27 protein-coding genes and 1 pseudogene are annotated in these 26525 nt (G+C 68.9%); 15 read left to right on the top strand and 13 right to left on the bottom strand.

All coding sequences use genetic code 11. The features are described from left to right. Positions 1-307: 307 nt before the first annotated feature. Both AB0B45_RS11100 and AB0B45_RS11095 read right to left on the bottom strand, forming a co-directional pair. Positions 308-886 carry a hypothetical protein gene (locus AB0B45_RS11100; RefSeq protein ID WP_358128360.1) on the bottom strand — a complete coding sequence of 193 codons (579 nt, stop codon included), beginning with the start codon at positions 884-886 and terminating at the stop codon, positions 308-310. Positions 887-948: 62 nt separating this feature from the next. After that, complete coding sequence (locus AB0B45_RS11095; protein ID WP_358128358.1) at positions 949-2148, bottom strand: MFS transporter; 1200 nt, start codon at positions 2146-2148, stop codon at positions 949-951. Positions 2149-2207: 59 nt separating this feature from the next. Between AB0B45_RS11095 and AB0B45_RS11090 the strand changes: the two genes are divergently transcribed. The 4 genes from AB0B45_RS11090 to AB0B45_RS11075 all read left to right on the top strand — a co-directional run bounded on the left by AB0B45_RS11090 (position 2208) and on the right by AB0B45_RS11075 (position 3929). Next, positions 2208-2822, top strand: a complete 615-nt coding sequence (locus tag AB0B45_RS11090) for a helix-turn-helix domain-containing protein (protein WP_358128356.1) — start codon at positions 2208-2210, stop codon at positions 2820-2822. 66 nt (positions 2823-2888) lie between these two features. Continuing rightward, entirely contained in the window at positions 2889-3020 is a 132-nt protein-coding gene (locus tag AB0B45_RS11085) for a hypothetical protein (protein ID WP_358128354.1), read from the top strand. A 21-nt stretch (positions 3021-3041) separates the two neighbouring features. Next, positions 3042-3581, top strand: a complete 540-nt coding sequence (locus AB0B45_RS11080; RefSeq protein WP_358128352.1) for a YrhB domain-containing protein — start codon at positions 3042-3044, stop codon at positions 3579-3581. Positions 3582-3698: 117 nt separating this feature from the next. Then, on the top strand, positions 3699-3929 hold the full coding sequence (locus AB0B45_RS11075; protein ID WP_358128350.1) for a hypothetical protein: 231 nt from the start codon (positions 3699-3701) through the stop codon (positions 3927-3929). Positions 3930-4009: 80 nt separating this feature from the next. Here AB0B45_RS11075 and AB0B45_RS11070 read toward each other — a convergent pair. Further along, a pseudogene (locus AB0B45_RS11070) lies at positions 4010-4114 on the bottom strand (IS5/IS1182 family transposase); the annotation flags it as partial. Between the two features lie 242 nt (positions 4115-4356). Here AB0B45_RS11070 and AB0B45_RS11065 point away from each other — a divergent pair. The 3 genes from AB0B45_RS11065 to AB0B45_RS11055 all read left to right on the top strand — a co-directional run bounded on the left by AB0B45_RS11065 (position 4357) and on the right by AB0B45_RS11055 (position 7124). Then, the gene (locus AB0B45_RS11065; protein ID WP_358128348.1) at positions 4357-5334 is read left to right on the top strand and encodes an AraC family transcriptional regulator; all 978 of its coding nucleotides are present in this window, start codon (positions 4357-4359) and stop codon (positions 5332-5334) included. A gap of 96 nt (positions 5335-5430) precedes the next feature. Beyond that, positions 5431-6654 carry a styrene monooxygenase/indole monooxygenase family protein gene (locus AB0B45_RS11060; protein ID WP_358128346.1) on the top strand — a complete coding sequence of 408 codons (1224 nt, stop codon included), beginning with the start codon at positions 5431-5433 and terminating at the stop codon, positions 6652-6654. Further along, positions 6651-7124 carry a flavin reductase family protein gene (locus tag AB0B45_RS11055; RefSeq protein WP_358128344.1) on the top strand — a complete coding sequence of 158 codons (474 nt, stop codon included), beginning with the start codon at positions 6651-6653 and terminating at the stop codon, positions 7122-7124. The genes AB0B45_RS11060 and AB0B45_RS11055 overlap by 4 nt, the downstream gene beginning before the upstream one ends. A 271-nt stretch (positions 7125-7395) precedes the next feature. Here the strand turns inward: AB0B45_RS11055 and AB0B45_RS11050 are convergent, their stop codons facing one another. Then, positions 7396-7545, bottom strand: a complete 150-nt coding sequence (locus AB0B45_RS11050; RefSeq protein ID WP_358128341.1) for a hypothetical protein — start codon at positions 7543-7545, stop codon at positions 7396-7398. A 45-nt stretch (positions 7546-7590) separates the two neighbouring features. On the opposite strand from AB0B45_RS11050, the gene AB0B45_RS11045 reads away from it, so the two are divergent. After that, positions 7591-7845: a hypothetical protein gene (locus tag AB0B45_RS11045; RefSeq protein ID WP_358128339.1), complete on the top strand. Its 255-nt coding sequence runs from the start codon at positions 7591-7593 to the stop codon at positions 7843-7845. 160 nt (positions 7846-8005) lie between these two features. Here AB0B45_RS11045 and AB0B45_RS11040 read toward each other — a convergent pair whose 3' ends face one another. The 3 genes from AB0B45_RS11040 to AB0B45_RS11030 all read right to left on the bottom strand — a co-directional run bounded on the left by AB0B45_RS11040 (position 8006) and on the right by AB0B45_RS11030 (position 9291). Continuing rightward, positions 8006-8146 carry a hypothetical protein gene (locus AB0B45_RS11040; protein ID WP_358128337.1) on the bottom strand — a complete coding sequence of 47 codons (141 nt, stop codon included), beginning with the start codon at positions 8144-8146 and terminating at the stop codon, positions 8006-8008. A gap of 7 nt (positions 8147-8153) precedes the next feature. Continuing rightward, positions 8154-8483, bottom strand: coding sequence for a cupin domain-containing protein (locus AB0B45_RS11035; RefSeq protein ID WP_358128335.1), 330 nt, complete (start codon positions 8481-8483; stop codon positions 8154-8156). Positions 8484-8862: 379 nt separating this feature from the next. Then, positions 8863-9291 carry a MarR family transcriptional regulator gene (locus AB0B45_RS11030; protein ID WP_358128333.1) on the bottom strand — a complete coding sequence of 143 codons (429 nt, stop codon included), beginning with the start codon at positions 9289-9291 and terminating at the stop codon, positions 8863-8865. A 396-nt stretch (positions 9292-9687) separates the two neighbouring features. Here AB0B45_RS11030 and AB0B45_RS11025 point away from each other — a divergent pair, with 396 nt between their 5' ends. The 4 genes from AB0B45_RS11025 (at position 9688) to AB0B45_RS11010 (ending at position 15675) form a co-directional block, all read left to right on the top strand. Continuing rightward, positions 9688-10359, top strand: coding sequence for a DUF4097 family beta strand repeat-containing protein (locus tag AB0B45_RS11025; protein WP_358128331.1), 672 nt, complete (start codon positions 9688-9690; stop codon positions 10357-10359). A 245-nt stretch (positions 10360-10604) separates the two neighbouring features. After that, positions 10605-12284 carry an alkaline phosphatase D family protein gene (locus tag AB0B45_RS11020; protein WP_358128329.1) on the top strand — a complete coding sequence of 560 codons (1680 nt, stop codon included), beginning with the start codon at positions 10605-10607 and terminating at the stop codon, positions 12282-12284. Between the two features lie 193 nt (positions 12285-12477). Next, complete coding sequence (locus AB0B45_RS11015) at positions 12478-14115, top strand: LuxR C-terminal-related transcriptional regulator (protein ID WP_358128328.1); 1638 nt, start codon at positions 12478-12480, stop codon at positions 14113-14115. Between the two features lie 126 nt (positions 14116-14241). After that, positions 14242-15675 (top strand): FAD-binding oxidoreductase, encoded by a 1434-nt coding sequence (locus tag AB0B45_RS11010; RefSeq protein WP_358128327.1) that lies wholly within the window; start codon positions 14242-14244, stop codon positions 15673-15675. Positions 15676-15726: 51 nt separating this feature from the next. Here AB0B45_RS11010 and AB0B45_RS11005 read toward each other — a convergent pair whose 3' ends face one another. Both AB0B45_RS11005 and AB0B45_RS11000 read right to left on the bottom strand, forming a co-directional pair. Then, complete coding sequence (locus AB0B45_RS11005) at positions 15727-16164, bottom strand: hemerythrin domain-containing protein (RefSeq protein ID WP_358128326.1); 438 nt, start codon at positions 16162-16164, stop codon at positions 15727-15729. After that, positions 16161-17510: an MFS transporter gene (locus AB0B45_RS11000; protein ID WP_358128324.1), complete on the bottom strand. Its 1350-nt coding sequence runs from the start codon at positions 17508-17510 to the stop codon at positions 16161-16163. The genes AB0B45_RS11005 and AB0B45_RS11000 overlap by 4 nt, the downstream gene beginning before the upstream one ends. A 22-nt stretch (positions 17511-17532) precedes the next feature. Between AB0B45_RS11000 and AB0B45_RS10995 the strand changes: the two genes are divergently transcribed. Continuing rightward, positions 17533-18204 carry a helix-turn-helix domain-containing protein gene (locus AB0B45_RS10995; protein ID WP_358128322.1) on the top strand — a complete coding sequence of 224 codons (672 nt, stop codon included), beginning with the start codon at positions 17533-17535 and terminating at the stop codon, positions 18202-18204. Between the two features lie 141 nt (positions 18205-18345). On the opposite strand, the gene AB0B45_RS10990 is transcribed toward AB0B45_RS10995, so the two are convergent. The 3 genes from AB0B45_RS10990 to AB0B45_RS10980 all read right to left on the bottom strand — a co-directional run bounded on the left by AB0B45_RS10990 (position 18346) and on the right by AB0B45_RS10980 (position 21171). Further along, positions 18346-19845: an ATP-binding protein gene (locus AB0B45_RS10990; protein WP_358128320.1), complete on the bottom strand. Its 1500-nt coding sequence runs from the start codon at positions 19843-19845 to the stop codon at positions 18346-18348. 276 nt (positions 19846-20121) lie between these two features. Continuing rightward, positions 20122-20442, bottom strand: coding sequence for a hypothetical protein (locus AB0B45_RS10985; protein ID WP_358128318.1), 321 nt, complete (start codon positions 20440-20442; stop codon positions 20122-20124). 99 nt (positions 20443-20541) lie between these two features. Then, positions 20542-21171 (bottom strand): GNAT family N-acetyltransferase, encoded by a 630-nt coding sequence (locus AB0B45_RS10980; protein ID WP_358128316.1) that lies wholly within the window; start codon positions 21169-21171, stop codon positions 20542-20544. A gap of 562 nt (positions 21172-21733) precedes the next feature. Between AB0B45_RS10980 and AB0B45_RS10975 the strand changes: the two genes are divergently transcribed. Together AB0B45_RS10975 and AB0B45_RS10970 are read left to right on the top strand one after the other, a co-directional pair. Further along, positions 21734-23716: a tetratricopeptide repeat protein gene (locus tag AB0B45_RS10975; RefSeq protein WP_358128314.1), complete on the top strand. Its 1983-nt coding sequence runs from the start codon at positions 21734-21736 to the stop codon at positions 23714-23716. Positions 23717-23987: 271 nt separating this feature from the next. After that, positions 23988-25793, top strand: coding sequence for a protein kinase (locus AB0B45_RS10970; RefSeq protein WP_358128313.1), 1806 nt, complete (start codon positions 23988-23990; stop codon positions 25791-25793). A gap of 84 nt (positions 25794-25877) precedes the next feature. Here the strand turns inward: AB0B45_RS10970 and AB0B45_RS10965 are convergent, their stop codons facing one another. Then, positions 25878-26480, bottom strand: coding sequence for a TetR family transcriptional regulator (locus AB0B45_RS10965; protein WP_358128311.1), 603 nt, complete (start codon positions 26478-26480; stop codon positions 25878-25880). Between the last annotated feature and the right edge of the window lie 45 nt (positions 26481-26525).

Genomic DNA, 26525 nt, shown 5'->3' with positions numbered 1-26525 from the left:
TAACCGGCAAGATCGAGCTTCCAGTCTGCCCCCCCTGTGACGGAGCGCTTCAATCGGCGGATGTGCGCTTGAGTTGGCGAGCCCCGCGCGCTGCCAGCGCGCATTCAGGAGACGGCGGGAGACTGTTTCGGTGGCTCGATCTGCCCCATCTTCCCTGGTGGTGGCGATGCTAGACCGTTCATCGGCGTCTCCAGCAGCGGCAGATTCGCGTGGGCTGCGGCGCGTTGCAGGTGATGAAGGATGCGTTCCTTCTCGCTCAGCGCCCGCCAGCCCGCCCCATCCAACGGTCCAGTGAAGAGGCGTGGGGTCATTCGTCGTCTAGATCTGTCAGCTCCACGATCGGTGCGATCTGCAGTGGTGTCGCGGCCCTGCCGGCGATCTCGCGCCCTTGATTCAGTGTGTAGTCAAGCTGCCTGGCCAGGAGTGGGAGGGTCGCCGGAGGTAGATACGCATCAGCGCCGGCGTCGAGCAGGCGTCGGACCGGGCCGTGGTACTGAACTCCGAGCTCGTGGTCCTCGATTTCGGTGACGATGACGCGAGCTTTCGGGAACATCGATCGAAGCCCTCCGATCAGTTGCGGGCTGCCTGGAGGTACCAGCAGCACATCGGCTGTTCTGGGGGCTGCGCGCAGGTCGAGCACTACGTAGTCCGCCCCGAGCTGTGTCGATAGCGCAACCCGAGCCTTCTTCGACAGTGCCATCGCGGTGACCACGACTGTCACGCTCTCGTGGGCCCTCGGTGCTTGATCGGTGGCCTCATCCGACGCGCCGCGATCGACGACGGCGCCTTGGACCACGTCGACGGTGCTGGAGATTGTCGCTATCGACGCGCCGTCACGCGTGATGACCACGTTCTCACCGGGCCCGAGGGCGTCGATGAGCGCCACGACGTCTTCAGGGAGGCGGGTCACGTCGATTCGCTTGGTGGAACGCGGGGCCCGTCTGCGGATCATGCCTGAGACACGCGGGGAGCGGCCGCGCGCAACGCGGGCGAGAACGTGGCCGCAACACAACACAGTGCCAGGCACGCCGACAACCCAAGGATGGCCGGTACAGCTCCCGCGTACTGGGTGAGCAGGCCGCCAAGCAGCGGGGCGAGCGGGGTGGCGCCGGAGAAGGCGAGCATGAGCACCCCGTGAATGCGGCCTTGCAGGTGATCGGGAGTGGCGCGGGCGATCTCGACCCCCAGCGCGACGTTCAGCGCGGGCGCGGCCAGCATGGCGAGGAACAGGACCGCGGGAGCCCAGTACGAGCCCAGGGGAAGCACCACAAGCGGCAGAGCGGCTGCCACGGACCAGGTGCCCACGAGGAGGAGCCGTCCGATGGGCAGGACTCGCATGAGCCGGGCCGAGATCAACGACCCCGCCAGGCCGCCCGCGCCCAGGGCCGCCATCACCAGGCCCACGTCGACCGGGGTGCCGACCATCACGATGATCGGCAGCTTTATGGCAGTGACCAGCAGGTTGACCGCGATTGCCAGACCGCCGGCCGCCCTGAGCAGGTGCTGGCCCCACAACCAGCGGAACGCCTCGCCGATGCCCTCACGCATGCTCTGCCGTACGGCAGGCGTCTCGGGACGTCTGGGTACCCGCGCGAACACGGTGCAGACGAACGACACCAGATAGGTCACGGCGTCCACGAGGAAGGGGATCGCGCGGCCGAGGGAGAACAGCAGGCCACCCAGCGCCGGACCGGCCAGACCGGCGGCGCGCTGGCGGGCCTGTTCCTGGGCGTAGGCGGTGGGCAGCTGTTCGCTCGGCACCAGCGCGCGGATCGAGGCGCCATGCGCGGGCCAGAAGAGGGAGCCTGCCAAGCCGTTGACTACGGCGACCGCCAGCAGGTGGGGCATGGTCAGCGAGCCGGCCAGCAGAGCGAGGCCCAGGCTCGCCATGGTGGCGACCCGGACCAGGTCGGCACCCAGGAGGATGCGCCTGCGGTCCCATCGGTCCACGAGTGCCCCGGCGGGCAGGCCGAAGATGGTCTCGGCGGCCATGGCGACCGCGCCGACCAGGCCCGCCTGGGTGGGCGAGCCGGTCATGGCCAGCACGACCAGGGGAAAGGCCAGCCAGGAGAGAGTCGAGCCAAGCTCCGAGGCGGCCGAGCCCACCCAGAACATTTGGAATCGCAGGTTCTTCCTCAACGGTCGCATGGTTCGACAAGGTAACTTGTACAAGAAGTCTTATACAAGCTCTCTGGTAGGATCTCTCTGTGGAGGAGACTCGGCGACACCACCTCGGACCCGGGGAAGTGGGCACGCTCAAGGCGCTGTCCCACCCGACGCGCGTCCGGCTGCTCCTCGCGGTCTCGGAGATCGGACCCGCCACCGTGGGCATGCTGGCCGAGCGGGTGGGCGAGGCGGTGGGCGGGGTCAGCTACCACCTGCAGCAGCTCGCCAAGTACGGACTGGTGGCCGAGGTGCCGGAGCTGGCGCGCGACAAGCGCGAGCGGTGGTGGCGTTTCGCGCACGTCAGCGGCCTGTCGATGGCGGCCTCGGAGTTCGCCGACGACCCGGTGGGGCAGCTCACCCAGCGGGCCGCCCTGCTCGCGTGGACCGAAGCCACCGCCGAACGGATGCGGCAAGCGGTGGAGACCATGCACACCCTGCCGCAGGAGTGGTGGAACGCAACACAGCCCGGCATGCGCGGCCCGCTGCGGCTGACCGCGGAAGAGCTCGGCCAGCTTTGCGACGAGTTGGGCGCGGTGATCGACCGCTGGCTCCAGCACAGCAAGTCCGCCGCCGACCAGGAGGGCCGGTGGCGGGTCCACCTCCCCATCCACCCGCTGGTCTCACCCGAACATCCACACGGGGACGAGAGCTCCTAGTGCGCCAGTGAACTTCGCGAGTTGAGGGTGACGACCCAGCGGTCAAGACCCCCGACTCGCACAGTTATGGAAGAACGCCGAGTCGGCTACGTGCTGGCCATCGCTGCCAACCGCCGAGCCAGGCTGGAGAGGATCGAGCTGAGCGCCGCCCGGATGGCCGCCCAGCACTGGCACCGCTACAGCGCCGGAGCCGGTTGACCTATGGTGAATGATGCGATCGTGATCTCCAAGGAACGCGCCGTCGAGCTCGTCGAGTCCTACCTGGCCACAGAGCGGCTGACGTGGTCATGGAGGGGGCCGGCCCCCGAGCTGGCCGTCTACCACGTGGAGGAACACTCGGTCGGCTGGCTCGCCTTCTGGAACACGGTGGAGTACGCCCGCACCGGAGGCGTGCGCAACAACCTCATGGGCGGCGGCCATTGCCTGGTGGACCGGCACGACGGGAGCATCCACTACATCCCCGACGCCTGGTGGTCGGAAGAGGGCTGGGAGGAGCACTACCTCCTGCACACCAAAGGCATAAGACCGCCTGATCCACTGGCCTCCGCTGTTCGCGCGCTCGTCCACTCCGCCGGCGTCGTGGCCGCGATGAGCCACCTGCGCAAGCAGGCCCCGCGACTGAGCTTGCAGGAAGCAAAGGCCTACGTCACGACCGTTCGGGACGGTGCCGAACCACCTCAAGAGCTGGCAAGCCTTACCCGGAAGGAGCCGAAGTGGCCGCCTCTGCCCATCGAAACGCTGGCTGGTCCGGTCCAGTAGAGGTCTGGCTGAGGGGTCGAGGAGACCGTGTTGCTGATCCACGTCGGGTAAGTCGGCCCCGGGCCGGTGGGTGCGCATGCTGAAACGGTCGCCGACGGTCCCACGAAGGCGCCGGTGGTGGCAGCCGCGCAGCAGCTCCTGGACGAGTGGCTGAATTCGCTGCCCGGCTGGCGGTTCGCCGACATCGCGATTGCCCCGTTCGCCGTGGAGATCGACGGCACACTGTTCGACCTGGTCCGCGAGTGCCATGGGGAATATCCCGACGGCGAGGAGCGGGACGACTGGGCCGAGTTCTACCCGAACCGGCTCGGGTTCGGCGCGCCATGGGACGGCTCGTACGACACGTGAGGGGACCTGCGGTTGCGTCAGCCGACGGCGCGTGAGAGCAGCCGGGGGCCTGGCCGGGTTGCCGGGTGGCCCCGGGTGTGTCGGCGAACCATGATGCCGATCATTGCCCAGCGGATCATGGTCTCTGAGCGGGCCTGGCTGGTCTCGTAGTCCCGGGCGAGGCGGCGGTGGGCGGTGAGCCACGAGACGGCGGGCACCCTCGCGGTCCTGGACGCTCGCGGCGACCACATGGACCGCGTGCGTTGGCGTTGGGAGTCTTCAGCACGGGGACGGGGATGGGCGGAACTCCCCGTCGCCGAGCGTTCACGATCCGCCCCCACCCCGCCGACCAACAAGCTTGAGCGGTCCCGTCAGAACGTCGAGGCCTGGCGTTCGGTGTGCGTCTTTTTACCTGGAACGCCGGCACGCCGACCGGGGACCATCTGCTGTGCTTCTCAGCAACCGACCGGTATTCGCCAGCACCGACCTCGACGAGGTACGCGACGAGGTGGCCAAGGTGTTCTGCCCGCACCGGCTGGACCTGGCAGGAAGCGAGGTCCCGCTGTCGGCCCAGTTCAACTCCGTCCAGTTCGGATCGGTCCGCGTCAGCTACCTCGACTACGGGGCAGACGTCCGCATCGAGCCGGGCGACCTGGGCACGTTCTTCCTCTTCATGCTCCCCCTCGCCGGCCGCAGCCTGATCAGGGGCGGCGGCACGGAGATCGTCTCCACGCCGTCCACGGCCGCGCTGCCCTCACCGGAGCGCCACCTCGACATGCGCTGGGCGGCGGGCTGCCCCCAGCTGCTGGTCAAGTTCGAGCGCAGCTCGATAGAGCGCTCGCTGGAGCAGATGCTGGGCGAGCCACTCGACCGGCCGCTCATCTTCGATCTCGGTGTGGACCTGGCCGCGGGCTGGGCCAGGGCCTGGCGAAGCATGGTCGACCTGATCGTCCGGGAGGCCGAGCACGACGACGGGCTGGCCGTCCAGCCGCTGGCCGTCGCGCATCTGGAGAACGCGCTGGTCACCTCGCTGCTCACCATGCAGCCGTCCAACTACCTGGAGCGGCTGAGCGTCCCCCGCCCACCCGCGCTGCCGAAGGTGGTGCGCCGGGCCATGGAGTTCATCGAGGAGCACGCCCATCTCCCGCTCACCACGGACGACGTCGCCAGGGCCGTGGCGGTCAGCGGCCGCTCACTCCAGGAGGGTTTCCGCGCATATCTCGGGCTCACACCGATGGCCCACCTCAGACAGGTACGGCTGACACGCGTGCACGAGGAGCTCGCGGCCGGGGACCCCGCCCGGGTCACGGTCACGACGGTGGCGGCCCGCTGGGGCTTCCTGCACCAGGGGCGGTTCGCCGCGCTGTATCGCCGGCGATTCGGGCGGAGCCCTTCGGAGACGCTGCGGTTCGCGCCAGGTGGATGAGATCCGCGCTCAGCGGATGGCTCGGCCGGCGGGCCTGCCCTACCTTCGAGTCAGGCGCCGATCGAACACCACCACCTGACAGAGGGAACATCCACCATGCGCAGCATTCTCGTCGTCGGCGCCGGCCAGGCCGGACTGCACCTGGCCATCGGCCTCCTCCAGAACGGCTACGACGTCACCGTCGTGTCCAACCGCACGGCCGAGTCCCTGAGGGATGGCCGGGTGATGTCCGGCCAGGCCATGTTCGGCACCGCCCAGGCGCACGAGCGCGCCCTCGGCCTGGACTGGTGGGCCGATATCTGCCCGCCCATCGAGGGCATCGAGCTGTCGGTGCCCGGCCCCGAAGGCGGCAAGGCGATCGGCTGGTCCGCCCGGCTGCACACCCCGGCGCTCTCGGTCGACCAGCGGATGAAGATGCCGGCCTGGCTGGCCGAGGTCGAACGGCTCGGCGGCAAGGTCGTCATCCATGACGCGACGGCCGAGGACCTCGAGCGCTACGCCGCCCGCCACGACCTGGTCCTGGTCTCCGCCGGCAAGGGACAGATCGCCTCGCTCTTCCGGCGGGACGCGGCCCGCTCGCCCTACGGCAGCCCGCAGCGTGCGCTCGCGCTCCTCTACGTCAACGGGCTGCGGCCGCGCCCCGAACACTCGGCCGTCTGCTTCAACCTCCTGCCCGGCCTCGGCGAGTACTTCGTCTTCCCCGCGCTGACCCACACCGGCCCCTGCGAGATCATGGTGTTCGAGGGAACGCCGGGCGGCCCGATGGACTGCTGGGGCGGCTTGGACGGCCCCGGCGCGCACCTGGACCAGGCCCGCCGGCTCCTGGCGGACTTCCTCCCCTGGGAGGCCGAACGCTGCACAGGGATCGAGCTCACCGACGCCAACGCCGTGCTGACCGGCCGCTTCGCCCCCACGGTGCGTCACCCCGTCGCCGTCCTGCCCTCGGGCGCGCCCGTGCTGGGCGTCGCCGACGTGGTGGTGCTCAACGACCCCATCACCGGGCAAGGCAGCAACAACGCCGCCAAGTGCGCGGCGGTCTACCTCCAGGCGATCCTGGAGCGCGGCGGCCGGCCGTTCGACGCCGTGTGGATGCAGCAGACCTTCGACCGGTTCTGGGCGCAGGCCCGGCATGTCACCAGCTGGACCAACGCCCTGCTCGCACCGGCCGAGCCGCACCATCTGGCGCTCCTGGGCGCGGCCGGCCGGATCCCGGACATCGCCTCCCGCTTCGTCAACGGCTTCGACGACCCGGCCGACTACGCCGAATGGTTCATGGACGGCGCCCTGGCCCAGGCCTATCTCGACCGGGTCGCGGCATGAGGTCGCTGCGTGACGCCTTCGGGCAGTTCGCCACCGGGGTGGCGGTCGTCACCACGGTGGCTGACGGCGAGCGGGCCGGGGTGACGGTCAACTCCTTCACCTCGGTCTCGCTCGACCCTCCGCTGGTGCTCTGGTGCCTGTCGGACCGGGCCCCCAGCGCGCCGCTGTTCCTGCGGGCGGGGCGCTTCGCGGTCAACGTGCTGGCCGCGGGGCAGGGCGAGCTGTCCCGGCGCTTCGCCACGCCCGCGCCCGACAAGTTCGCCGGGGTGGAGCTGCTCGACCACCCGTTGCCGATGCTGACCGGCGCCCTGGCGGGTTTCGCCTGCCGTACGGTCTCGACCTTCGGCGGCGGTGACCATCACATCTTCGTCGGCGAGGTGGAACGCTACCAGCGCGCAGGAGGGGACCCACTGGTCTTCCACTCCGGCCGCTACCGCGAACTGGCCCGCCCGGCGATCGTGGCCGGGTGATTGCTCGGCCGGGAGTCCTGGTGGCCGTTCTCGGCGGGACTCGTGGCGCGGGCGGTCACGTCCGCGCCGCGGGGAGGGGCAGCGTCAGGCCGACCTTGACCGGACGCATTTCACGGTGCTGGTGGTGAAGCGGCGGACGTTGGCGTTGTCGAAGAACGTCCGCGCGCTTTGACAGGCGAGGCGGCGTGCCGCCAGCTCGCGGTGCGGGCGCGGCATCGGCGAGAACTTCGCGCGGCTCGCGTTCGGCGCCGGCGGCCCATTCGACCGGGCGTCAGGACGGCGGGTCCTCGGAGGCAGGCATCGTGAAGAATCTCAGGAACACCGGCCGCGCGCCGGGCGACGCGTCGTCCGGCGCGCGGCGGAATCTGGACAGCAGTTCCATGTACGCCTCGAAGAACTCGTCGATTTCTTCCCGGTTCAAGTGAGTGAGCCCGCGCGACGCCTTCGCCCACTCGCCGTACCGCAGATGGTCTCTGAAGAAGCGGTCGAGGGCCGCCCCATAACGGCCGATCCGGCGGGACTCGTCTTCCACGCCCCGGGACCGGCGGGAGTCGAGGCGTCGCTGGCCGTAAAGGTTCCCGGCGACAAGATCCGGCTGCGGGTCACCGATGTGAGCCCGAATCCCAGTGAGATGTCCGCACTTCCCGGCTTCATCACGCCACCGGATTGGCTGTTCCTCGGCGACACCAAGATCTCCGTCACCAAGGCCTACGCCATTTGACGATGGGGCAAGGTCGGTCCGGCGAATCGCCGGGCGGACCGATTGCCGCAGGGCAGCCCACCCCGGCGGGACGTGCGGATTTGGCTGCCAATCGTGAATGTCACTATTGCCGAAGAAGTACTGCTGCTCGCCCACGAGGAGACCACGGGCGACACGCGCGTCAGGAGAAGTCCGCCAGCCGGCCTTCCTGTCCACTGTCGGGGAGGCGGAACCGGTAGCCGTCGCCGTCCGCGACTGTCTTGGCGCCGTCCAGTGCCTGCACCAGGCGGCGCAGCCTCGGGTGGGGCGAGGCGACAAACAAAGCACTGCTAGGACTGAGGGATTCCGGTGTATGCGGGGGCGAAGAAAACCAACACCACCAGGTCCTCGGTGATGTCGTGGAACCGGTGCTCCTCGCGGGCTGGGATGAAAAGCGTGGTGCCGGGACCGACCTCGATGGTGCAGCCGCCTGCGGTGAAGGAGCCACGCCCGCTCGTCACAACATAGATCTCATCTTCGTTGTGCGGTGACTGCCCGTCTATCGCGCCGGCCGGGATGGAATACGTCCCGAAGCTGAGCGCGGGCACCTGCAGGTGCTCGGCGTAGTGAGCTGATCCGTCCGCCGCGGGTTCGAACCGGCCACTGTAGATGATCTCCATGGCTCGCCATTATCCCGTGGCGGATCCTTTCGTTGGCTCGCGGGTCACGGAGCGGGCTGTGTCAGGCGAGCAGGGCTTGACGCTCAGGTGCTCGGGCGCCCGGCGACCAGGTCTTGCACCGTGTGCTTGAAGCGCTCCACCGGCTCGCGGATCTTATTCTCTCGCCGCTCGGCGCGGCGCAGCTTGCGCGGTCCGTCCTTGTAGCGCCGGCGCGCCCACGGCGGGCTTCGATCCTCATCGAGCGGTGGCTGCCCATACCCGCGCAGGTCCGCCGGACCCCTCCCCCTGTGCGATTCCGTCATGCTGCGGATGCCGTGGGGCGGCAGGGCGTGGGCAGGCAAGCGCACCCAGGATCTCGTTGGTCAGCTGCCGGTGACCGCTATGGCTGGTCACCGATGTGACAGGCGCGTTGGAGTTGCCTTTGGTACAGCAGGCGCGAGCGGCGGAGGAAACCCGCCAGGAGTTCCAGCTCGGCGGTGCTGTACTCCCGCATGAGGGCGGGGCCTTCGGTCACGAACGGCCCATACAGCTCCCACGTCTTCTCACGTGCGGTGTCGGTCAGGCGGATCAGGGCCTTGCGGCGGTCGGTGGGGTCAGGGGAACGGGTCAGATAACCCAGTCGCTGCAGGCGGTCCAGCATCGCGGTCACGCTGCCGGTGGCCAGGCCGAGCGCCGGCCCCAGACGGCTCGGCGTCAGTTCGCCGTGCTTGCTGAGCAGTTCCAGACATCGCAGGTCGGTGCGGTTGACGCCGAGCACGGCCGCGGCTGCCTCGTCGTAGGCGTCGACGGCCGCCTGCAGCACCTGCATCTCCTCGGCGACCGCGCGGCTGAGCTCATCCCAAGTTTCTCTTGACATTCGAGCCTCTCGACGATCAAACTAAATTCATCTTGTCAATCAAGATACATGATTTTCGAGAGGATCTGCTATGTAGACAACGGGCATCTTGAGGAGTGACTTTCCTCGGGGAGCGGCTTGCCGTGATGACGTTAGCCTTTTCGTCTTCGGCCTCCCTCGAGCCGCGCGACGTCGACGGGAATGACTCCCGGTCGACGTCATTCGAGATCAGTCGTCAGCCTCGTCCCCCGGAAGCGACCCCACCCACGCATCCACGTGTACGTCCGGGATGAGTAAGGGTGATCCCCGATGCCGCTCACGGTGGCTCACGGAAGCATTGAGGGCATGAGGACAAGAGGTGTGGGCGCTGTGGGCGCACTAGCGGTCGGCGCGGTCGTGTTGACGGGTTGCGGGGTCGTCGGGTTCGGCGGGGCCACGGAGAAGAAGACCGAGTCCTATGAGGTCACCGACAAGGTCGTCGGGTTGAGGGTGAAGGGCGAAGCGGGCGATGTCGTGGTCAACGAGAGCGACAGGGCCGGAATCAAGGTCACGGAGAACCTGAACTGGCGCGACACCAGGCCCGAGCCTTCGCACGAGGTGAAGGGTGACGTCCTTGAGCTGTCCTACGACTGCAAGAGAACGTTCGACAACTGCTGGATCGACTACACCATCGAGGTTCCCAAGGGTGTGAAGGTCAAGGTCGACACCGGCGCCGGTGACATCACGCTGCGCTCGCTGACCGGCGAGATCGAGGCCACCACGGGCGCGGGCGACATCGGCGCCAGCGGCCTCATGGGCAAGCGGCTCTTCGCCGAGACCGGCGCCGGTGAGCTCGATCTGAAGTTCGGCAGTGCGCCGGACAGCGTCGAGTTGGAGACGGGCGCGGGGGACGCCACGCTGCACCTCCCGCAGGGCCCCTACAACGTGACCACCGACACCGGTGTGGGCAGCGCCGAGGTGAAGGTGACCGACGATGCCGGCGCGCCGCGCAAGATCGTGGTCTCCTCCGGTGTCGGCGACGTGAAGATTCTGCCTCTTTGACCAGGCGGATGATTCGTGCGACGACCTCTCTCGCCGTAGACGACGCCGACCCGACCAGCGGGTCCGTGCCGAGGAAGCCTCACGGCAGCCCGCTCGACGGCTGTCGTGTGCCAGATCCCGGGACCGGCCGTCGTATCGCCAGGCTCGTCGCGCCCGCCAGCGTCGTGATCATTTAGCACGAATTCATGACATTACAAGATCTTGATCACTTCTGACTCCTGTGGTCATGGTGGAGTGGGCACCCCATGATCGACAGGAGCTGGCGCATGAACGGGTTCAGCCGACGAGGATTTCTCACAGCGACGCTGGTCGCGGGCTCGGCCGCCGCGATTCCAGGATGGGCAGGCTCCGGTACGGCAATGGCGGCGAGCACCCCCTTCACCCTGGGCGTCGCGTCAGGCGATCCGGCGCCTGACGGAGTCGTGTTATGGACCAGGCTGGCTCCTGACCCGCTCGCCGTGGACGGCCGCGGCGGCATGCCGGAGGTCACCGTACCCGTGCAATGGCAGGTCGCCGCCGACGATGGGTTCCGGCGAGTCGTCCGCGAAGGGACCAGCCGGGCCAGGCCGGAGCGAGGGCACAGCGTGCACGTCGAGCTGGAGGGGCTGCGCCCGGGAAGGGAGTACTTCTACCGGTTCCGCGCGGGCGGCGAGATCAGCCCCGTCGGCAGGACCAAGACCGCGCCTCCACCGGGGGCGGACGTCGACCGTCTGGCGTTCGCCTTCGTCTCGTGCCAGAACTGGTACGAAGGCTTCTACACCGCCTACCGGCACCTGGCGCAGGAGGACCTGGATGTCCTCTTCCACCTCGGCGACTACATCTACGAGTACGGCGTCGGAGCAAGCGGCGGAGTGCGTGGCATCGCCCTGCCCGAGCAGTACCTGAAGGAGACCTTCACCCTCACCGAGTACCGCAACCGGCATGCCCTCTACCGGACCGATCCCGACCTGCAGGCCGCTCACGCGGCGTTCCCCTGGATGGTCACGGTCGACGATCACGATGTGGAGAACAACTGGGCCAGGGACATCTCGCAGGTCGACACCGAGCCCGACCAGGATCCGCAGGTGTTCATGCAACGGCGGGCCGCCGCCTTCCAGGCCTACTACGAGCATCTGCCGCTGCGCCGTACCTCCATGCCGTGGGGGCCGGACATGCGGCTCTACCGGCGGGCGTCGTTCGGCAGGCTGGCCGCCTTCCACGTGCTCGACACCCGCCAGTACCGCGACGACCAGCCGTGCGGCGACGGAGAGCGCGTCGGCTGCGCCGAGCGGCTGGACCCGAACCGCACCATGCTCGGCGCCCGGCAGGAGGAGTGGCTCCTGAACGGCATGGCGCGCTCCCGCACGACGTGGAACCTGCTGGCCCAGCAGCTCCTCATGGCGCCGCTCGACCACGACGCCAGCCCTGACGTGCAGTCGTTCGGCATGGACCTGTGGGACGGGTACGCCGCTGCCCGCGACCGGCTGCTGACCGGGATGGTGGAGCGCGACGTGCGCAATCCCGTGGTGCTGTCCGGTGACATCCACCGCAGCCTGGCGGCCGAGCTCAAGACCGACTTCGACGATCCGGCCTCGCCTGTCATGGGCGTCGAGTTCGCCGGGACCTCGATCTCCTCCGGCAAGGACGGCGCCGACCAGGACCGGCTCGGGCAGACGTTCCTCGCCGCCAACCCGCACCTGAAGTTCCACAACGTCCAGCGCGGGTACGTGCGCGTCACGGCGACCCCGCGGGAGCTCGCCGTTGACTACCGGGTCGTGCCCTACGTTTCGCGACCTGGCGCGCCCATCGCCACGCGCGCCTCCTTCGCGGTGGAGGCCGGAAGGCCGGGTCTGCACCAGACGGCGGACAATCCCCCGACCGGCGCCATGACCATCCCCGACGTGGCCGGCGAGCTCGACCATCTCGCCGAACAACCGAAGCGCTGAGCGAGGCCGAAGACCGGTTCCCGCGCGACCTGTCCCTTGCCCGTGGCGGTCTCGGCCACAGGCAAGGGACCCGCAGCGGTTTGCTGGGGCCGGCTTGGAGGTCTCCAGCGTGCCGAGCCGGCGGACATGGGATGGTGGTGTTGACCCGGACGCACAGAAGCGAGGGAAGGTCCGGGTGTCCGGGGGGACCGCGATGACGACGGCTGGCATCCTCGATCGGGCGCGAGAGTCGTTCGACCGCCAGGCGTGGGCGGACGCCTTCGCCCTCTTGTCGGCGGCGGACCGGGAGTCGCCGCTCCAGCTGGAAGATCTCAAGCGGCTCGCCACGGCCGCCTATCTGGTCGGCAGGGACGCCGACAGCACCGACGTCTGGGCACGCGCCTATCACGAGTCGCTTCACCTGGGCGATGCGGCGCAAGCCGTGAGGTGTGCGTTCTGGCTAGGCTTCCAACTGCTGAACAAGGGCGACCTGGCCCGCGGCGGCGGCTGGGTCGCCCGGGGTCAGCGGCTGCTCGACGACGATCTGCGGGACTGCGTGGAGCAGGGGTATCTGCTGTATTGGGCCGCGTTGCGGCGCATCTTCGGCGGCGACCCGGCGAGCGCGCACGTCACCTTCGGCAGGGCAGCGGAGATCGGCGAGCGCTTCCGCGACCCGGATCTGGTGACCCTCGCCCGGCTCGGCCAGGGCCGGGCCCTGATCCGGCTGGGGGAAACCGTCCCTGGTGTGGCATTGCTCGATGAGGTCATGGTCGCCGTCACGGCCGGTGGGGTGTCCGCGGTCATCGCAGGGGACGTCTACTGCACGGTGATCGAGGGATGCCAGGAGGCATTCGATCTGCGCCGGGCGCAGGAGTGGACGGCGGCGCTGAGCCACTGGTGCTCCTCCCAGCCGGAGCTGGTCCTCTACCGAGGGCAGTGCCTGGTGCACCGCGCCGAGATCATGCAGGCGCACGGCGCATGGCCGGACGCCATGGAGGAGGCTCGGCGGGCGTGCGACCTGCTATCACAGCCGACTCGCCAGCCGGCCGTCGGTGCGGCCTGGTATCTGCAGGCCGAGCTGCACCGGCTGCGGGGCGAGTTCGTGAAGGCCGAGGAGGCGTACCGCCAGGCCAACCAACTGGGGCGAGAGCCGCAGCCCGGCCTGGCGCTGCTGCGACTGGTTCAGGGGGATGTCGATGCCGCGCGGGGGGCGATCCGCCGCCTGGTGGCCGAGGCGCGGGACCGCGTGACCCGCTCCCAGCTGCTCGCCGCGCACGTCGAGATCATGCTTGCCGCGGGTGACGTGGAGGCGGCCGGCGTCGCAGCCGATGAGCTGCGGACGCTCGCCGCCGACGTGGACATGCCGTTCCTGCACGCCGTCGCCGCGCATGCGACGGGAGCCGTCTTCGTCGGCGAGGGCGAAGGGCAGGCCGCCCTGGAGGCGTTGCGACGTGCGTGGACGGCCTGGCACGAGCTCGACGCGCCGTACGAGGGCGCTCGTGCCCGGGTGCTCATGGGGTTGGCCTGCCGGCAGCTCGGTGACGAGGACGGCGCGGCCATGGAGCTGGACGCGGCGCGCTGGGTCTTCCAGGAGCTCGGGGCCGTGCCCGACGTGGCCCGCGTGGAGGCGTTGTCCCGGAAGGCGGCCGCCAGGGCGGTGAGCACGCTGACCGTGCGCGAGGCGCAGGTGCTCCGCCTCGTGGCGGCGGGCAAGACCAACCGGGCGATCGCCGCGGACCTGTTCCTCAGCGAGAAGACGGTGGCTCGCCACGTGAGCAACATCTTCACCAAGGTCGGGGTCTCGTCCCGGTCGGCGGCCACCGCGTATGCCTACGAGCACGGCCTCGTCTGATACGCAGAAATACCCACGCGCCGGCGTACATGATCCTGCCGATGCGTCGTGTCGGGCCCCTCCCCTAGCGTGACGGTCGAGGGCGGCCGCGGCCTTCATGACGGCTATCGGGAAAGGAGCCCGCTGGTGACCACGAGAACCATCGACGTCGCCGGGCTGGAGGGCGGACGCGTCACCCTCTCCCTGGAGCAACTCGACGACCTCGCCGCGCGCGTGCAGGGTCCGCTGTTGCGCGCGGGCGAGGAGGGCTGGGACGACGCGGTCGCGATCTGGAACGGCATGATGGCAAGGACCCCCGCGCTCGTCGTGCAGCCGACCTCGGCCCACGATGTCGCCGCGGCCGTCAAGTTCGCGCGCGAACACGGGCTGCTGCTCAGCATCAAGGGCGGAGGACACAACATCGCGGGGACGTCTCTCGCCGAGGACGGCCTGGTCCTCGATCTGTCCCGCATGCGAGAGGTCACGGTCGATCCCGACGCCGGACTCGCGCATGTCGGGCCAGGATGCAGGCTGGCCGACGTCGACCGGGCGACACAGCAGTACGGGCTGGCGACCGTGCTCGGCTTCATCTCCGAGGTCGGCGTCGCCGGTCTGACGCTCGGCGGCGGCTTGGGCTACCTCACCCGTCGCTTCGGCTGGGCCGTCGACAACCTCGATGAGGTCGAGATCGTCTGTGCGGACAGCGAGATCCGCACCGCCGGCCGGAACGAGAACGCTGACCTCTTCTGGGCGCTCCGCGGAGCCGGTGCCAACCTCGGCGCCGTCACCCGGTTCACCTTCCGCCTGCACCAGGTCGGCCCGACCGTCTACGGCGGGCTCATCGCCTGGCCCTTCGAACGGGCCGACGAGATCCTCCCGGCGTACCGGACGATCACCGCCGAGGCCCCCAGGGAGCTGGCGGTGTGGCTCATCCTCCTCCGCGCCCCGCCTGCGCCCTTCGTGCCCGTGGAATGGCGCGGCAAGCGAATCTGTGGCATGGCCGTGTGTTACAGCGGCGATCTGGAGGACGTGGGTGAGGTGCTCGCGCCGATCCGGGCACTGGGCGATCCCATCGTGGATCTGCTTTCCGAGCAGCCCTACACCCACCTGCAGTCCTACCTCGACGAGGGCGAGCCCAAGGGCAGCCACTACTACTGGAAGACCGAGTACGTCGCGGAGCTGAGCGACGAGCTCCTCTCGACCGCCCTGGACTTGTTCGCCGAGTGCCCGATCCCTGGGGCGGAGGTGGGTGTGCTCCACCTCGCCGGAGCTCTGAACGAGCACGCCGCGGACGACGGAGCCGTGGGCAACCGGGACGCACGCTACGTCATCGGGGTCAATGGGATGTGGGAGCAGAACGAACCAGACGCGGACACCTTCCGGCAATGGATCCGCCACGCGTGGAAGCGGCTCCGGCCCTTCTCCACCGGCGGCAACTACATCAACTTCCAGACCGCCGACGAGGACGAGCAGCGTGTCCGGGCGACGTACGGCACCAACTTCGACCGGCTCGTCCGGGTCAAGACGGCCTACGACCCCGGCAACCTGTTCCGCGTGAACCGCAACATCCCACCGGCCTGACCGGGCCGCGCGCCAGGGTGTCCCGTGGATCACGCCGATGCGGGACGGCCCCTACAGGTCCTCCGGCATGTCGATCATCTCGTTGAGCAGGGGCACGAGTTGCTCCTCCTCGTAATCCAGGTGCGCCTCCAGTTCCCCGGCCAGCCGGTCGAGTTCGACCCCGAGGTCGGCCGGGTCGCCGGCGTCGAGCAGGGTCCTGATCTGGGCCAGGATGCGCCCCACCACCTGATGTTCGCTGCGTAGCCGGGTGAGCACTCCGGCCAGTTCGGGGTGCAGGCCGTCCAGGTGGGGGAAGAGCACGTCGTCCTCCCCTGTGTGATGGGCGTGCAGTGCCTCGCAGAAGGTCAGGCAGTGCTCCCGGAGGCCGGGGCCCAACCTGGAGGTACGCCGCAGGTCCGCGAGGTCGCGGCGGAAGCCTTCGTGCAGCTTCACCAGCTCGTCACCCCACGCGATCAACCGCTGGCCGGTCGCGCCGGCTTCGTGTGTCATGTCAACTCCTCCGCCAGTAGACCCGGAACCCGGGCCAGAAAACCGTGCGCATAGCCGAAGACCGCTGAGATCAGGGCCGCGACCGCTGAGGCCCCGAAGCTCCATCCCGCCCCTGCGCTGGACAGCACGGCCGCGGTCACCGCTCCCGCCAGACTGCTTCCGATGACTCTGACCAGTGCGTTCACGCCTCCGGCTGCCGCCGTCTTGGCCGGTTCGACGTGTTCGACCGCCATCGTGCCGAGCGCCGCGTAACCGAGGCCGATGCCCACGCCGAGGACGGCCGCGGCGCCGTACAGGTCGAAGGGGCTCCGGTGCGAGATGCTCAGCCACAGCGCGGCCGTGGCCACCAGCGAGGACCCGGTGCCGACCAGTGACGACGCCGAGAACCGGCGCATCAGGCGGCCGGCGAGCAGCGAGACCATCAGCATCAGCAGCGCCGTCGGCAGCAGGTACAAGCCGACCTGGAGCACCGAGGCGCCCAGCGCGCGTTGGGTCACGGACGACAGCGTGGTGATGGCGCCGAACAGCGCGAAACCGAGCAGCAGCGACGCCACCGTCGCGCCCGCCGTCCCCCGGTGCAGCAGCATCGGGATCTCGATCAGCGGCGCCGCGGTACGGCGAGCCGTCAGCACCCAGACGACGGACAGCACGACGCCTCCCGCCAACAGTCCCAGGGTGGGCGATGAGGTCCAGCCCCAAGCCGCTCCCTTGCTGACGGCCAGCAGCAGGCAGACCAGCCAGCCGGCCACCAGGGCCGCGCCCGCGAAGTCGGGACGGCCGCCGTGTGCGGGGCGGAGAGATTCGGGGACGAAGAGGGCGACCAAGGCGAAGCCGGCGGCGCCGAGCCCGGCCAGTATCCAGAACAACGCCTGGTAGGTGCCGCCGACCAGACCAGCGAGGATCATGCCTGCGCCGCTGCCGACCCCCATCATGGCGCTGAGCACGCCGATGGCCGTGGGCAGCCGGTCACGTGGCACGCCTTGCCTGGCGATGCCCATGGCCAAGGGCAGCAGGGGTGCGGCCATGCCTTGCAGCACCCGGCCGGCGATGAACAGGGGAAGCGTGGTGGCCACGGCGCTGAGCAGCGACCCGGCCACCAGCAGGCCGAGCGCGGCCAGGGCCACGAGGCGCCTGCCGTACAGGTCGCCGAGGCGGGACAGCAGGGGGATGGCGACCGCTCCGGAGAGCAGCGCGGCGGTGAGGGTCCAGGAGGCGGAGGTGAGCGGCACGTGGAGCTGCTGTTGCAGCACGGGAAGCAGCGGCACCACCGCGGTCATCTGCAGGGTTGCCACAACAACGGCGAACGCGAGTACGCCGACGGCCGCCCAGGGCGACTTTTCGTACATGTATAGAAAGTAGCATGGCAGGATGCCGGCACGTACGGGGCGGCCCCCCAAGATCTCCAGAGCGGACATCGTGTCCGCGGCCCACCGCATCATCGACGAGGAGGGCACGCCAGGCTTGACCATGCGCAGGCTGGCCCGCGAGGTGGGCGCCACGCCTATGGCCCTGTACCACCATGTGCACGACAAGGACGAGCTGCTCCAGCTGCTCCTCGACGATTACGCGACCGGCCTGCCGAGACCCGAGCTGCCCGACGAGTCCGGCGACCCGGGCGAGCGCGTGGTGGCCGCCGCCGTCGCCATGCGTGAGGCGCTGATCGGCGTCCCGTGGATCGTCGAGGTGCTCAGAGCCGATGACCTGATGTCCGTCCATGCGCTGTGGTATCCGGAAACGATCATCGATGCGGCCGTACGTGCCGGGCTGACCCCGGAAGCGGCCGTGGACCTGTACCGGATCATCTGGCACTACACGGCGGGCGAGATCACCGCGCGGGCGGCCGCGGCGCGTCGGCGCGAGGGCGGCAGGCCGACCTATCGCGGCCAGGTGTTCGCGAACCTCGATGCGACGCGGCTACCGCGCCTGGCCGCGCTGGGCGAACACTGGGAGGAGTTGACCGCCCGCGACACCTACGGCAAAGGCGTGCGGGCGATCGTCCACGGCCTGCTGACCTCCGTACCCCCGGATGTCCGACCGTGACACAGTGCCGGCCGGCCGCCCGGGAGGAGCGGGCCGGATTCCGGCGGTAGCTGTGCGTCGGGTGCTCGGCGAGCACGCGCCGCCGGCCAAGCGGAGGGTGAGCGGAGTGCGAGGCCTGCGCGTGCGAGCAGGCCGCTTCGGTCAGGGCCCGTCGAATCGGACGGAGACAGTGCTTGAGTAGGCGCCTGCCGAGATGCCCGGGGCGGGTTCAGCGAACATCGCCAGGTCGGCGTCGTCCTCCTCCGTGTCGTGGACCCGCTCTCCCGAACCGAGCAGCGCCCTGGTCAGCGCCTCGCGCTCGTCGAGCATCCCGTCCAGGGCCCGGCTGAGGTGCTCGCCGGTGAGCACGGTGATCGACTCGGTGTCGTGGAGGGCGGTGAGCACCGCCCGGCGCAGCAGCTCCTTGAAGAACGACGCGGTCGCGCCCTCGGTCCTGGCCACGATCGGCTCCAGGTCGGCCTCCAGCCGCATGTCGCGCGCGTACAGGCGAAGCAGGGCGGCGCGGCCGGCCGCGTCGGGCTTGGGGACCCGTACGGCCAGGTCCACCCGTCCGGGGCGGTCGGCCAGGGCCCGCTCCAGCACGTCGGCGCGGTTGGTCGTGAGCACGAACGTGACGTCGGCGTCGGCCCCCACCCCGTCCATCGCGTCGAGCAACGCGAACAGCAGGGGGTTGCCGTCGTCGGTGTAGGAGCGGTCGCGGGCGACCAGGTCGACGTCCTCCAGGATGAGGATCGCCGGTTGCAGCCGCCTGGCCAGGCCCGCCGCCTGGGTGACGTACCTGATCGCCGAGCCGGTCATCACGATCACGGTGCAGTCGCGCATCCGGCCCATCAGGTAGCGGACGGTGTGGGTCTTGCCGGTGCCGGGCGGGCCGTGCAGCAGCAGGCCGCGCTTGAGGTGCTGGCCGTGCTCGCGCAGCCGTCCGGCGTGCTCGCCGATGTCGACGATGTGCCGCTCGATCGTGGCCAGCACGCCGTCCGGCAGGATGACCTGGTCCGCGGGCAGGTCCGGTCTGGGCAGGAACGTCACCAGGTCGTTGCCGCGGTGCTCGCTCCACTCGAATGACAGGATCTGCCCCCGGTAGATGTCGTGCTCGCGCATGCGCTGCTCGATGTCGTCGCGGGTGCGCGTGGCGATCGACCGATCCGTGGCCAGCACGACGACGTGGCACTGCGGGGACATGTGCTCCTGCGGGCCGCGCAGCCCGATCACCACCGGCGCGCCGTCGGGCGAGCGAGCGAGGATCAGGCCGAGCGAGATGACCTCGGTGGTCTCGTCGGGCCCGACCGCCGCCGTGGCGTAGTCGACCGCGCCGGGCTCGAACCGCTCCCAGCCGCGCGCCGCGCTGGCCAGCATGTTGACGAAGTCCTCGTGCTCGCGGCCTTGGCCTGCGATGCCGAACCACTCGGCCTCCGGGCCGTGCGCCGCCAGGTAGGCGTCCACGCCGCGCTGGAGGTTGACGTGTTCCCAGGCGGGGAAGCTCGCGAGCACGTTGACGATGTTCTTGAGCTCGCATCCGAGATGGCCGGTGACCCGCGCCACCAACTCGGGCGTCTCCCTCGCCTGGCTGATCTCGTGATGGGCGTCCTTCAAGAGCTCTTCGAGAGCCCGCGCCAGCCCCCTGGCGTCGGTGAGATCCATGGACCCCACAGTGGCAGAACTCTTGCGCACATTCCTGCTGATTTCTCCCCTCCAGCCCGGACCCGGTTCTCCCTGTGTCGTGACAGGCGTCTCTGGCGGCAGTCCCGCACGCACCGGCTGCCGACCATCCCCACCCGGCCCGCCCGGTGGGCGAGGTTGAGGAGGGCGGTCAGCGCGCCATGGCCGATCGCCAGCCTGCCGGCCGACTTCTGACCGCCCGCGGTCGCCGCGGTTGGCCCGCCGACTCACCTGGAGTTCACCGGGCCCGCCGAAGAATCAGCAGTACTTCGCCTTCCTGACGCTTCCGATGGCGGTGGGGGCAGTGATCCGCGCCGTGACCCCGTGACGGATCTCCCGGCACAACGGGTCCGGCCCGAAGGCGATGTCGAGTGTCACGAGGTCCGTGCTGCCGCAGTTGAGGACGTCCGCCCAGGACTTCTGGTTGGTCGTGCCCTTGGCCGTGATGTGAAGGCCGGACTTCCCGGTGCACGGGGCACTGCTCGCGCCCGCCGAAGCCGCGGTGGTTCCGGCTCCCAGCCCCCCGACGATGAGGGCTCCGACGAGAAGTGTGCCCGCCGTACGCTTTCTGATCGACATCTATCCCCTTTTCTGACTTACTGTGAAAGATCACTTTCGGCGGCATTGTAAGGGGTTGTCGACACGCGGCGCCGAAGAACGGAGCAGGGACGGACGCCCTCAGAAGTCGATCCGCATGACGGCTCGCCTGAGTGTGGGCCTGCTGACCTCGGTGAACCCCGCGGCAGCGAAGACGCTGCGGCTGCCGACATGAAGCTCGCCCCAGGTGATCTCCTTCCCCGGCTGCGTGATCATGGGGTAGCCCTCGATGGCGCGGGCGCCCCGTTCCCGTGCGAAGCCGACAGCGGCGCGTGCGAGCGCACGGCTGACCCCGCGCCGGCGGAAACCCGTGCGCGTGACGAAGCACGTCACGGCCCAGACACCGTCGTCGCTCCTGTCTTCCTCGCGTCCGATCCACGGAACGCGGGTACGCAACAGTTTCACGTAGGCGGTGCGCGGCTCGACCGCGCACCAGCCCACAGGCCGGCCGTCGAGGTAGGCCACCAGCCCGCTCGTCGTGCCCGACTCCGGGTGCCCGCAGTCGGTCTGCTCGCGCAGCCGGTGGGCGCGCTCCTCATCGGCCACCGAGCGCCACTGGGAGTCCGGAATCTTGTACCGCTGGCAGTAGCACCGTGCCGCGTGGCACCTGACGCTGCCGAGGACAGCGTCCAGGTCTTCCCAGAGCGCTTCGTTGGCGGGGACGATCGCGATCGGCGCTGCCAGGAGGACCTGCTCCTTGTCCGACGTCATGGTGGGCAGGCTACGTTCCGTTCCGGACGATCCACTTCCGGAATCGAGCTCGAAGCCGCCGCACGCTTTCCTGGGTACGGCACTCCCAGGAAACCGGCGGCCTTCTTCACCCTGGGCGACCTGGACAGACTCGGAGCCGTCAGCGGCGGGGGAAGACAGCGACAAGGCTCCCGGTTGGGGGATCGGATCTTGGTCGATTGCTGTCCTACCGGGTGCCTCTCCTCATGTCACCCTCGACTCTCCCCGACCCACCGTGACCAGCACCATCGCGATGGAAAAGGCTCATTAAGTAGAGCCGCAATGACGGGAGTCGCCTTGCAGGCACGGGGCGGCGTCAGCCGACTATGAGATCGCCTGTTTGCGAACAGTTCATTGGGGGCGTTGGCAAAATCTCGGGATGAACCATCTCCCGTTTTGTCGCTTGTGGGGCGCCTATCCGCCTGGTATGTCGTGGGATAGGCACCATGGCGGCATGGGGATTCAATATGCGGTCCACGCTGACCCGGGTTCGACTGGCCGCCGATTGGCACCGGCATGGTCTCGTCGAGCAATCGTTTGGTGTATGGGGCTCTTGTCCGTCTCCTTGTTCGCTCACAAGTTCTCGCAACCTCATGTTCTTATGGGAATACATCAATTCGGCTCCTATAATGAGGGTGTCTATTTTGGTTCGGCTCTGCGGCTGGTCGACGGCTACTTTCCCTATCGGGACTTCACGCTTCTTCATCCTCCGGGCCTGACATTGATATTGGCGCCTGTTGCGGCGTTGAGCCAGGTCGTCGGCGAGCAGTCGGCGTTGGCGATTGCCCGTCTCCTGTCGGCCGGGGCAGCGGTGGCGGTCGTCGTGCTGGGTACACTGGTCGTGCGATTCCGTGGCCGTGTGGCCATGCTGACGGCTGGTGTCGTCTTGGCCTGTTCCCCGCGAACATCCGATGTCGCGACCACGGTCGAACTTGAGCCGTATTACGTCTTCCTCTGCATGCTCGGCGCGTTCGCCTTGTTCGGCTCGACCGGAGATCTCACGGTAAGTCGGCGCCGGACGTTTGCGGGCGGCCTGGCGTTCGGGTTGGCCTGTACGGTCAAGGTCTGGGCCTTCGCCCCGGCCATCGCCGTGCTGGGCGTCTATGCGATGTCCTGCTTGGCGCGCAAGCAATGGTGGCGTGCCAGGTTGCTGCTCGGGGGAATCGCGGCCGGTATCGTCGTTCCCATCCTCCCGTTCTTTGCTCTGGCCCCGAAGACATTCGTGCATGATGTCATCGCCGTCCAGCTGGCCAGGGATCCCAAAGGGTGGAATGAGCTGTCCATCGGCGCCAGGTTCCCTTGGATGACGGGCCTGGCCGCGCCGCCTGAACTGAATGTGCCATCTGTTGTGGCCGTCGGCTTGGTCCTGGCTCTAGTTGTGGCGGCCGTTGTCAGTTATGCGACGGTCGGCGGCCGTGTTCCGGTGGACTGGTTCGTCCTCACCGCCGCCATCGCGACGGTCACCGGAGCATGCGTGCCGCGCCAGTTCTTTGGCACCAGCTACGGCTATCTCCCCGGCGTGTTTCTCGCCCTGCTGCTCGGCGTGGTCGTCGGCCGGCTCACCCGTGCGGTGCCGCCGGGCCTCCTGGACGAGAGAGTCGACGTGAGGCTTCTGAGGTACATGGCGATGGCGGGTTTCTTGTTCATCACATACATCGGCAGCCTGACACAGGCATCTTATTCTCGACATTTCATTTCCCACTACGTCGACTTCGGAAAAGAACTCGCCTCCTATATTCAGCCAGACGCATGCGTGGTGTCCGATGGCACCGCCACGCCTCTGATAGTGGCCGATCGCCTCACGGGACGCCGCTGTCCCGCGACAATAGACGTCTTCGGGCAATGGCTCTCGGCAGACCCCGCTCATCCGCCATCCAGCGAGGGGCCGTTCAACCAGAAGCTCGTCAGCACCTGGGAGACTTCCATGCGACAGGCCGACTACCTCATCCTCGCCTCACCGCACACCACCTTCGTGCCTTGGACGCCTCAGCTAGACTCGTATTTCCGGTCGAACTACACACTGCTTTACACCGCTCCCCATGCCTTCCTTTTCCGGCGAACGACCGAACTCGACCCCGGCCGCCTTCCCTCCGGCGCCGCAGATCGCCTGGTCTGGACAGGGATCGCCGCCCAGCAGGCCGGCAACACAAAGGACGCGATGACCGAGTACGAAGGCGCAGCGCGAATAGACCCCCGCAACAAATTTGCGCACTTCAACATGGGCACCATACATCAGCAGAACGGGGCCACCACCAGCGCGGAGCGTGAATACGCGCAAGCACTCACCATTGATCCGCGATTCGGTGGAGCACTCTATAATATGGGCGTTCTGCTTTCGGAAAGGAAGCGAGCGAAAGCGATCTCGTACTTTCTGCGTTATCTGAAAATCGACCCGGACCACGCTGCGGCGAACCACAACCTTGGCAAGCTGCTCATAAGCCGGGGCGACGTCCACAGAGGCCGAGCCTTTCTCCGCAGGGCGATCCGCTCAAACCCGACGCTTCAGCATTCAGAGCCGTCCCGTTGAGCCTTTGCCAGTAACGATCGGTGGCGCTGCGTAGCGGTCCTGGGTTGTGCCCGGCACACCGGCCGCGCTCCCTGCCCGGGGGCGAGACACGTGGTCGAAGCCGAGCGGGCGAGACAGGGTGAACTCGCGGCGCAGTTGCTCCTCGTCGGCGAGCTTCGCGTGCGAGAACACCGACATCGGATGCGAACCGAGCCGGGAGCACCGGGTCGCGCGCGGGAGTTCTGCCGGTGTCGGCGTGGTGGTTGGCGTAGGAATGGGATAGAAACTCCGAGTGATCCCGATCAACGACGACGATCCCCGCCAGATCGGTCCGTACCGCATCGCGGGCCGACTGGGAGCGGGCGGCATGGGGGTGGTGTACGCCGGGATCGGCCCGGACGGTGTCCGGATCGCGGTCAAGCTCGTCCACGCCTCCTTGGCAGGGGACCCGGAGTTCCGGGCGAGGTTCGCGCGGGAGATCTCCGTTCTCCGGCGCGTGCGAGGTGTGTGCACCGCGCGGATCCTCGAGTCCGACGCGAACTCGGTGCGCCCGTGGCTGGCCGCCGAATACGTGCCAGGCCCGACGCTGGAGGATTACGTCCAGACGAACGGCCCTCTCCAGGGCGACCAGTGGTTCGGACTCGTGGCGGGGCTGGCGGAGGCGCTGGTCTCCATTCACGCCGTGGACGTCGTCCACCGCGACATCAAGCCCTCCAACGTGATCCTCTCCCCGAGCGGCCCCAAACTCGTGGACTTCGGGATCGCGCGAGCACTCGACGGGACGTCCGTGACCCGGTCAGGGACCCTCATCGGGACTCCCGGCTGGGTGAGCCCAGAGGAGTACCGCAACGCCCCCGCCGGACCGGCCGCCGACGTCTACGGCTGGGGCATGCTCGCCACGTGCGCGGCCACGGGCGAGCCGCCGTACGGCATGGGCCGCCCCGAGGTCCTCGCGCTGAGGGTCCTCAACGACCCGGTGGACACCTCGGCGGTCCCCGGGCCTCTGCGCGATCTGGTCGACAGGGCGCTGGCCAAGGATCCGTTATCCCGGCCCTCCACGCGGGAGGTCCTGGCAGCCGTGTCCGAGGCGTGGCGGATCGGCGGGGTCGACGAGCTGACGGCGCGGCTCGATCGCACGTGGGCGCTTCCCGTCGAGGACGTCCCGTGGCCGAGCCGCGGTAGCGGTCGCCGGATCGCGGCAGCGTACGTCGCGGCCGCGGTCGTTCTGGGCGTGGGGGCGGCCGCCGTCCTCCGTCTCCTGCCGGAGACGGCCGAGCCGGCCGCGCGCCCCACCTTCGCCGCGATGGCGAAGACGTCCAGCCCGCCGAAGTCCGCGAGCGAATCCCTCACCCCCGTGCCCGACACCTCGCCACCCGAAACGTCGTCGCCCGAAACGTCGTCGCCCGACACCTCGTCACCCGACACCCCGTCGTCCGCGACCACCTCGACGTCATCGTCGACTCCTGCGCAGCCCGAGCTGCCGCGGACGCCCACCGAACTCGCCGCCGCCGTCGACCTGGCGCTCGACGCCACCCCCTCGGCGAGTTTCTCGTACGAGGGCGGCTTCACCCAGAGCAACGCCGGCGCGAGGGCGACCGGCCGCGCGGTGAACAGCGCCCACGCGGACGACCTCGACATGCGCGTCGTGGCCGGCGACGAGTTGAGGGCCCACTACTACGTCGTCCTCCAGGGCGCCGACCTCTACCCCGGCGATAAGCAGCTGTCGAACCTGCAACCGGCCAGCCCCGAATGGGTCGCCCTGATGATCGCGGGCACCGCCGGACCGTCGGTCATCCGCGAGGTGGTGGCCAACTCCACGCGGATGAAGCGGAAGGGACGCGCCTACTCGGGAACCATGGCCATCGACAAGACGAGCGGGCTCCTCCGCGACCTCCTGAGCTCCTGGATGGGCGGAGACGTCGCGGAGACGAGCCCCCGCTCGTACCTCACCTACAGTCTCTCCATCGACTCGGACGGCCGGCCGGAGAGGTTCCGCCTCGTCTGGTGCGTCCCCACCGGCGACAGCGGCATCTACAAGTCCGAGTTCACCACTACCTACAGCGACTGGCAGTCCAGCGGTCGGATCGACAAACCGTAGCCGGTCACCGGGCACAGACCTGAGTGCGGCGAGCCCGAGCCCGTGGTCTGCTCTCCCGCCACGAGACCCGTGTGGGTGGCACGGTCAGCCGCGGCGGCGCGGGAGCCGTACCGTCAGCAGTTTGGCTCGCGGGGCCACCCGGCCTGCCAGGTCGAACAGCGCCTCGGTGCGGGTGCGATCGGCGTCGAGGTGGGTGAAGAGGTTCACCCCCAGGTAGAACGTGATCGAGGCATAGGCCAGTTCGCGCGGCGGCAGGAGCTTGGCCAGCGGTGAGCCGCCGATCACCCGCTCCAGCGTGGCCTCGACGAAGTCGATCCACGGGTCGGTGCGCTTGACGATCTCCGCGCGCAGCTCCGGCTTGGCGACGCTCGCGCCGACCATCTCCGACACCATCGTGATGTGCCCGCCCTCCAGGTCGGCGCGGTAGATCTCGGTGGCGACCGCCACGAGCTCCTCCAACGTGCGGACCTGCGCCACCTTCTCCTGGTAGGCGGCCATGCGCGCCTCGGCCGAGCGGTCGAAGGCGGCCAGCAGGAGCTGGTCGACGCCGCCGAAGTGATAGAAGACCAGCGCCGAGTTGACGCCCGCCGCCCTGGCGATCGTGCGGGCGCTGGTGCCCACGTACCCCTCCTCGCGCAGCGTCCGCGCGGCGGCCTCGATGAGGCGGTCCCTCGTCTCCTGTGTCATGATCCTTCATCATACGGTTTAATCGAGTGATTAAACCGGTCGATT

It is taken from the genome of Nonomuraea sp. NPDC049152 (assembly GCF_040648355.1).
Taxonomy (GTDB): domain Bacteria; phylum Actinomycetota; class Actinomycetes; order Streptosporangiales; family Streptosporangiaceae; genus Nonomuraea.
The sequence above is the reverse complement of the archived record's forward strand: the minus strand, read 5'-3'. Positions and strand labels throughout refer to the sequence as shown.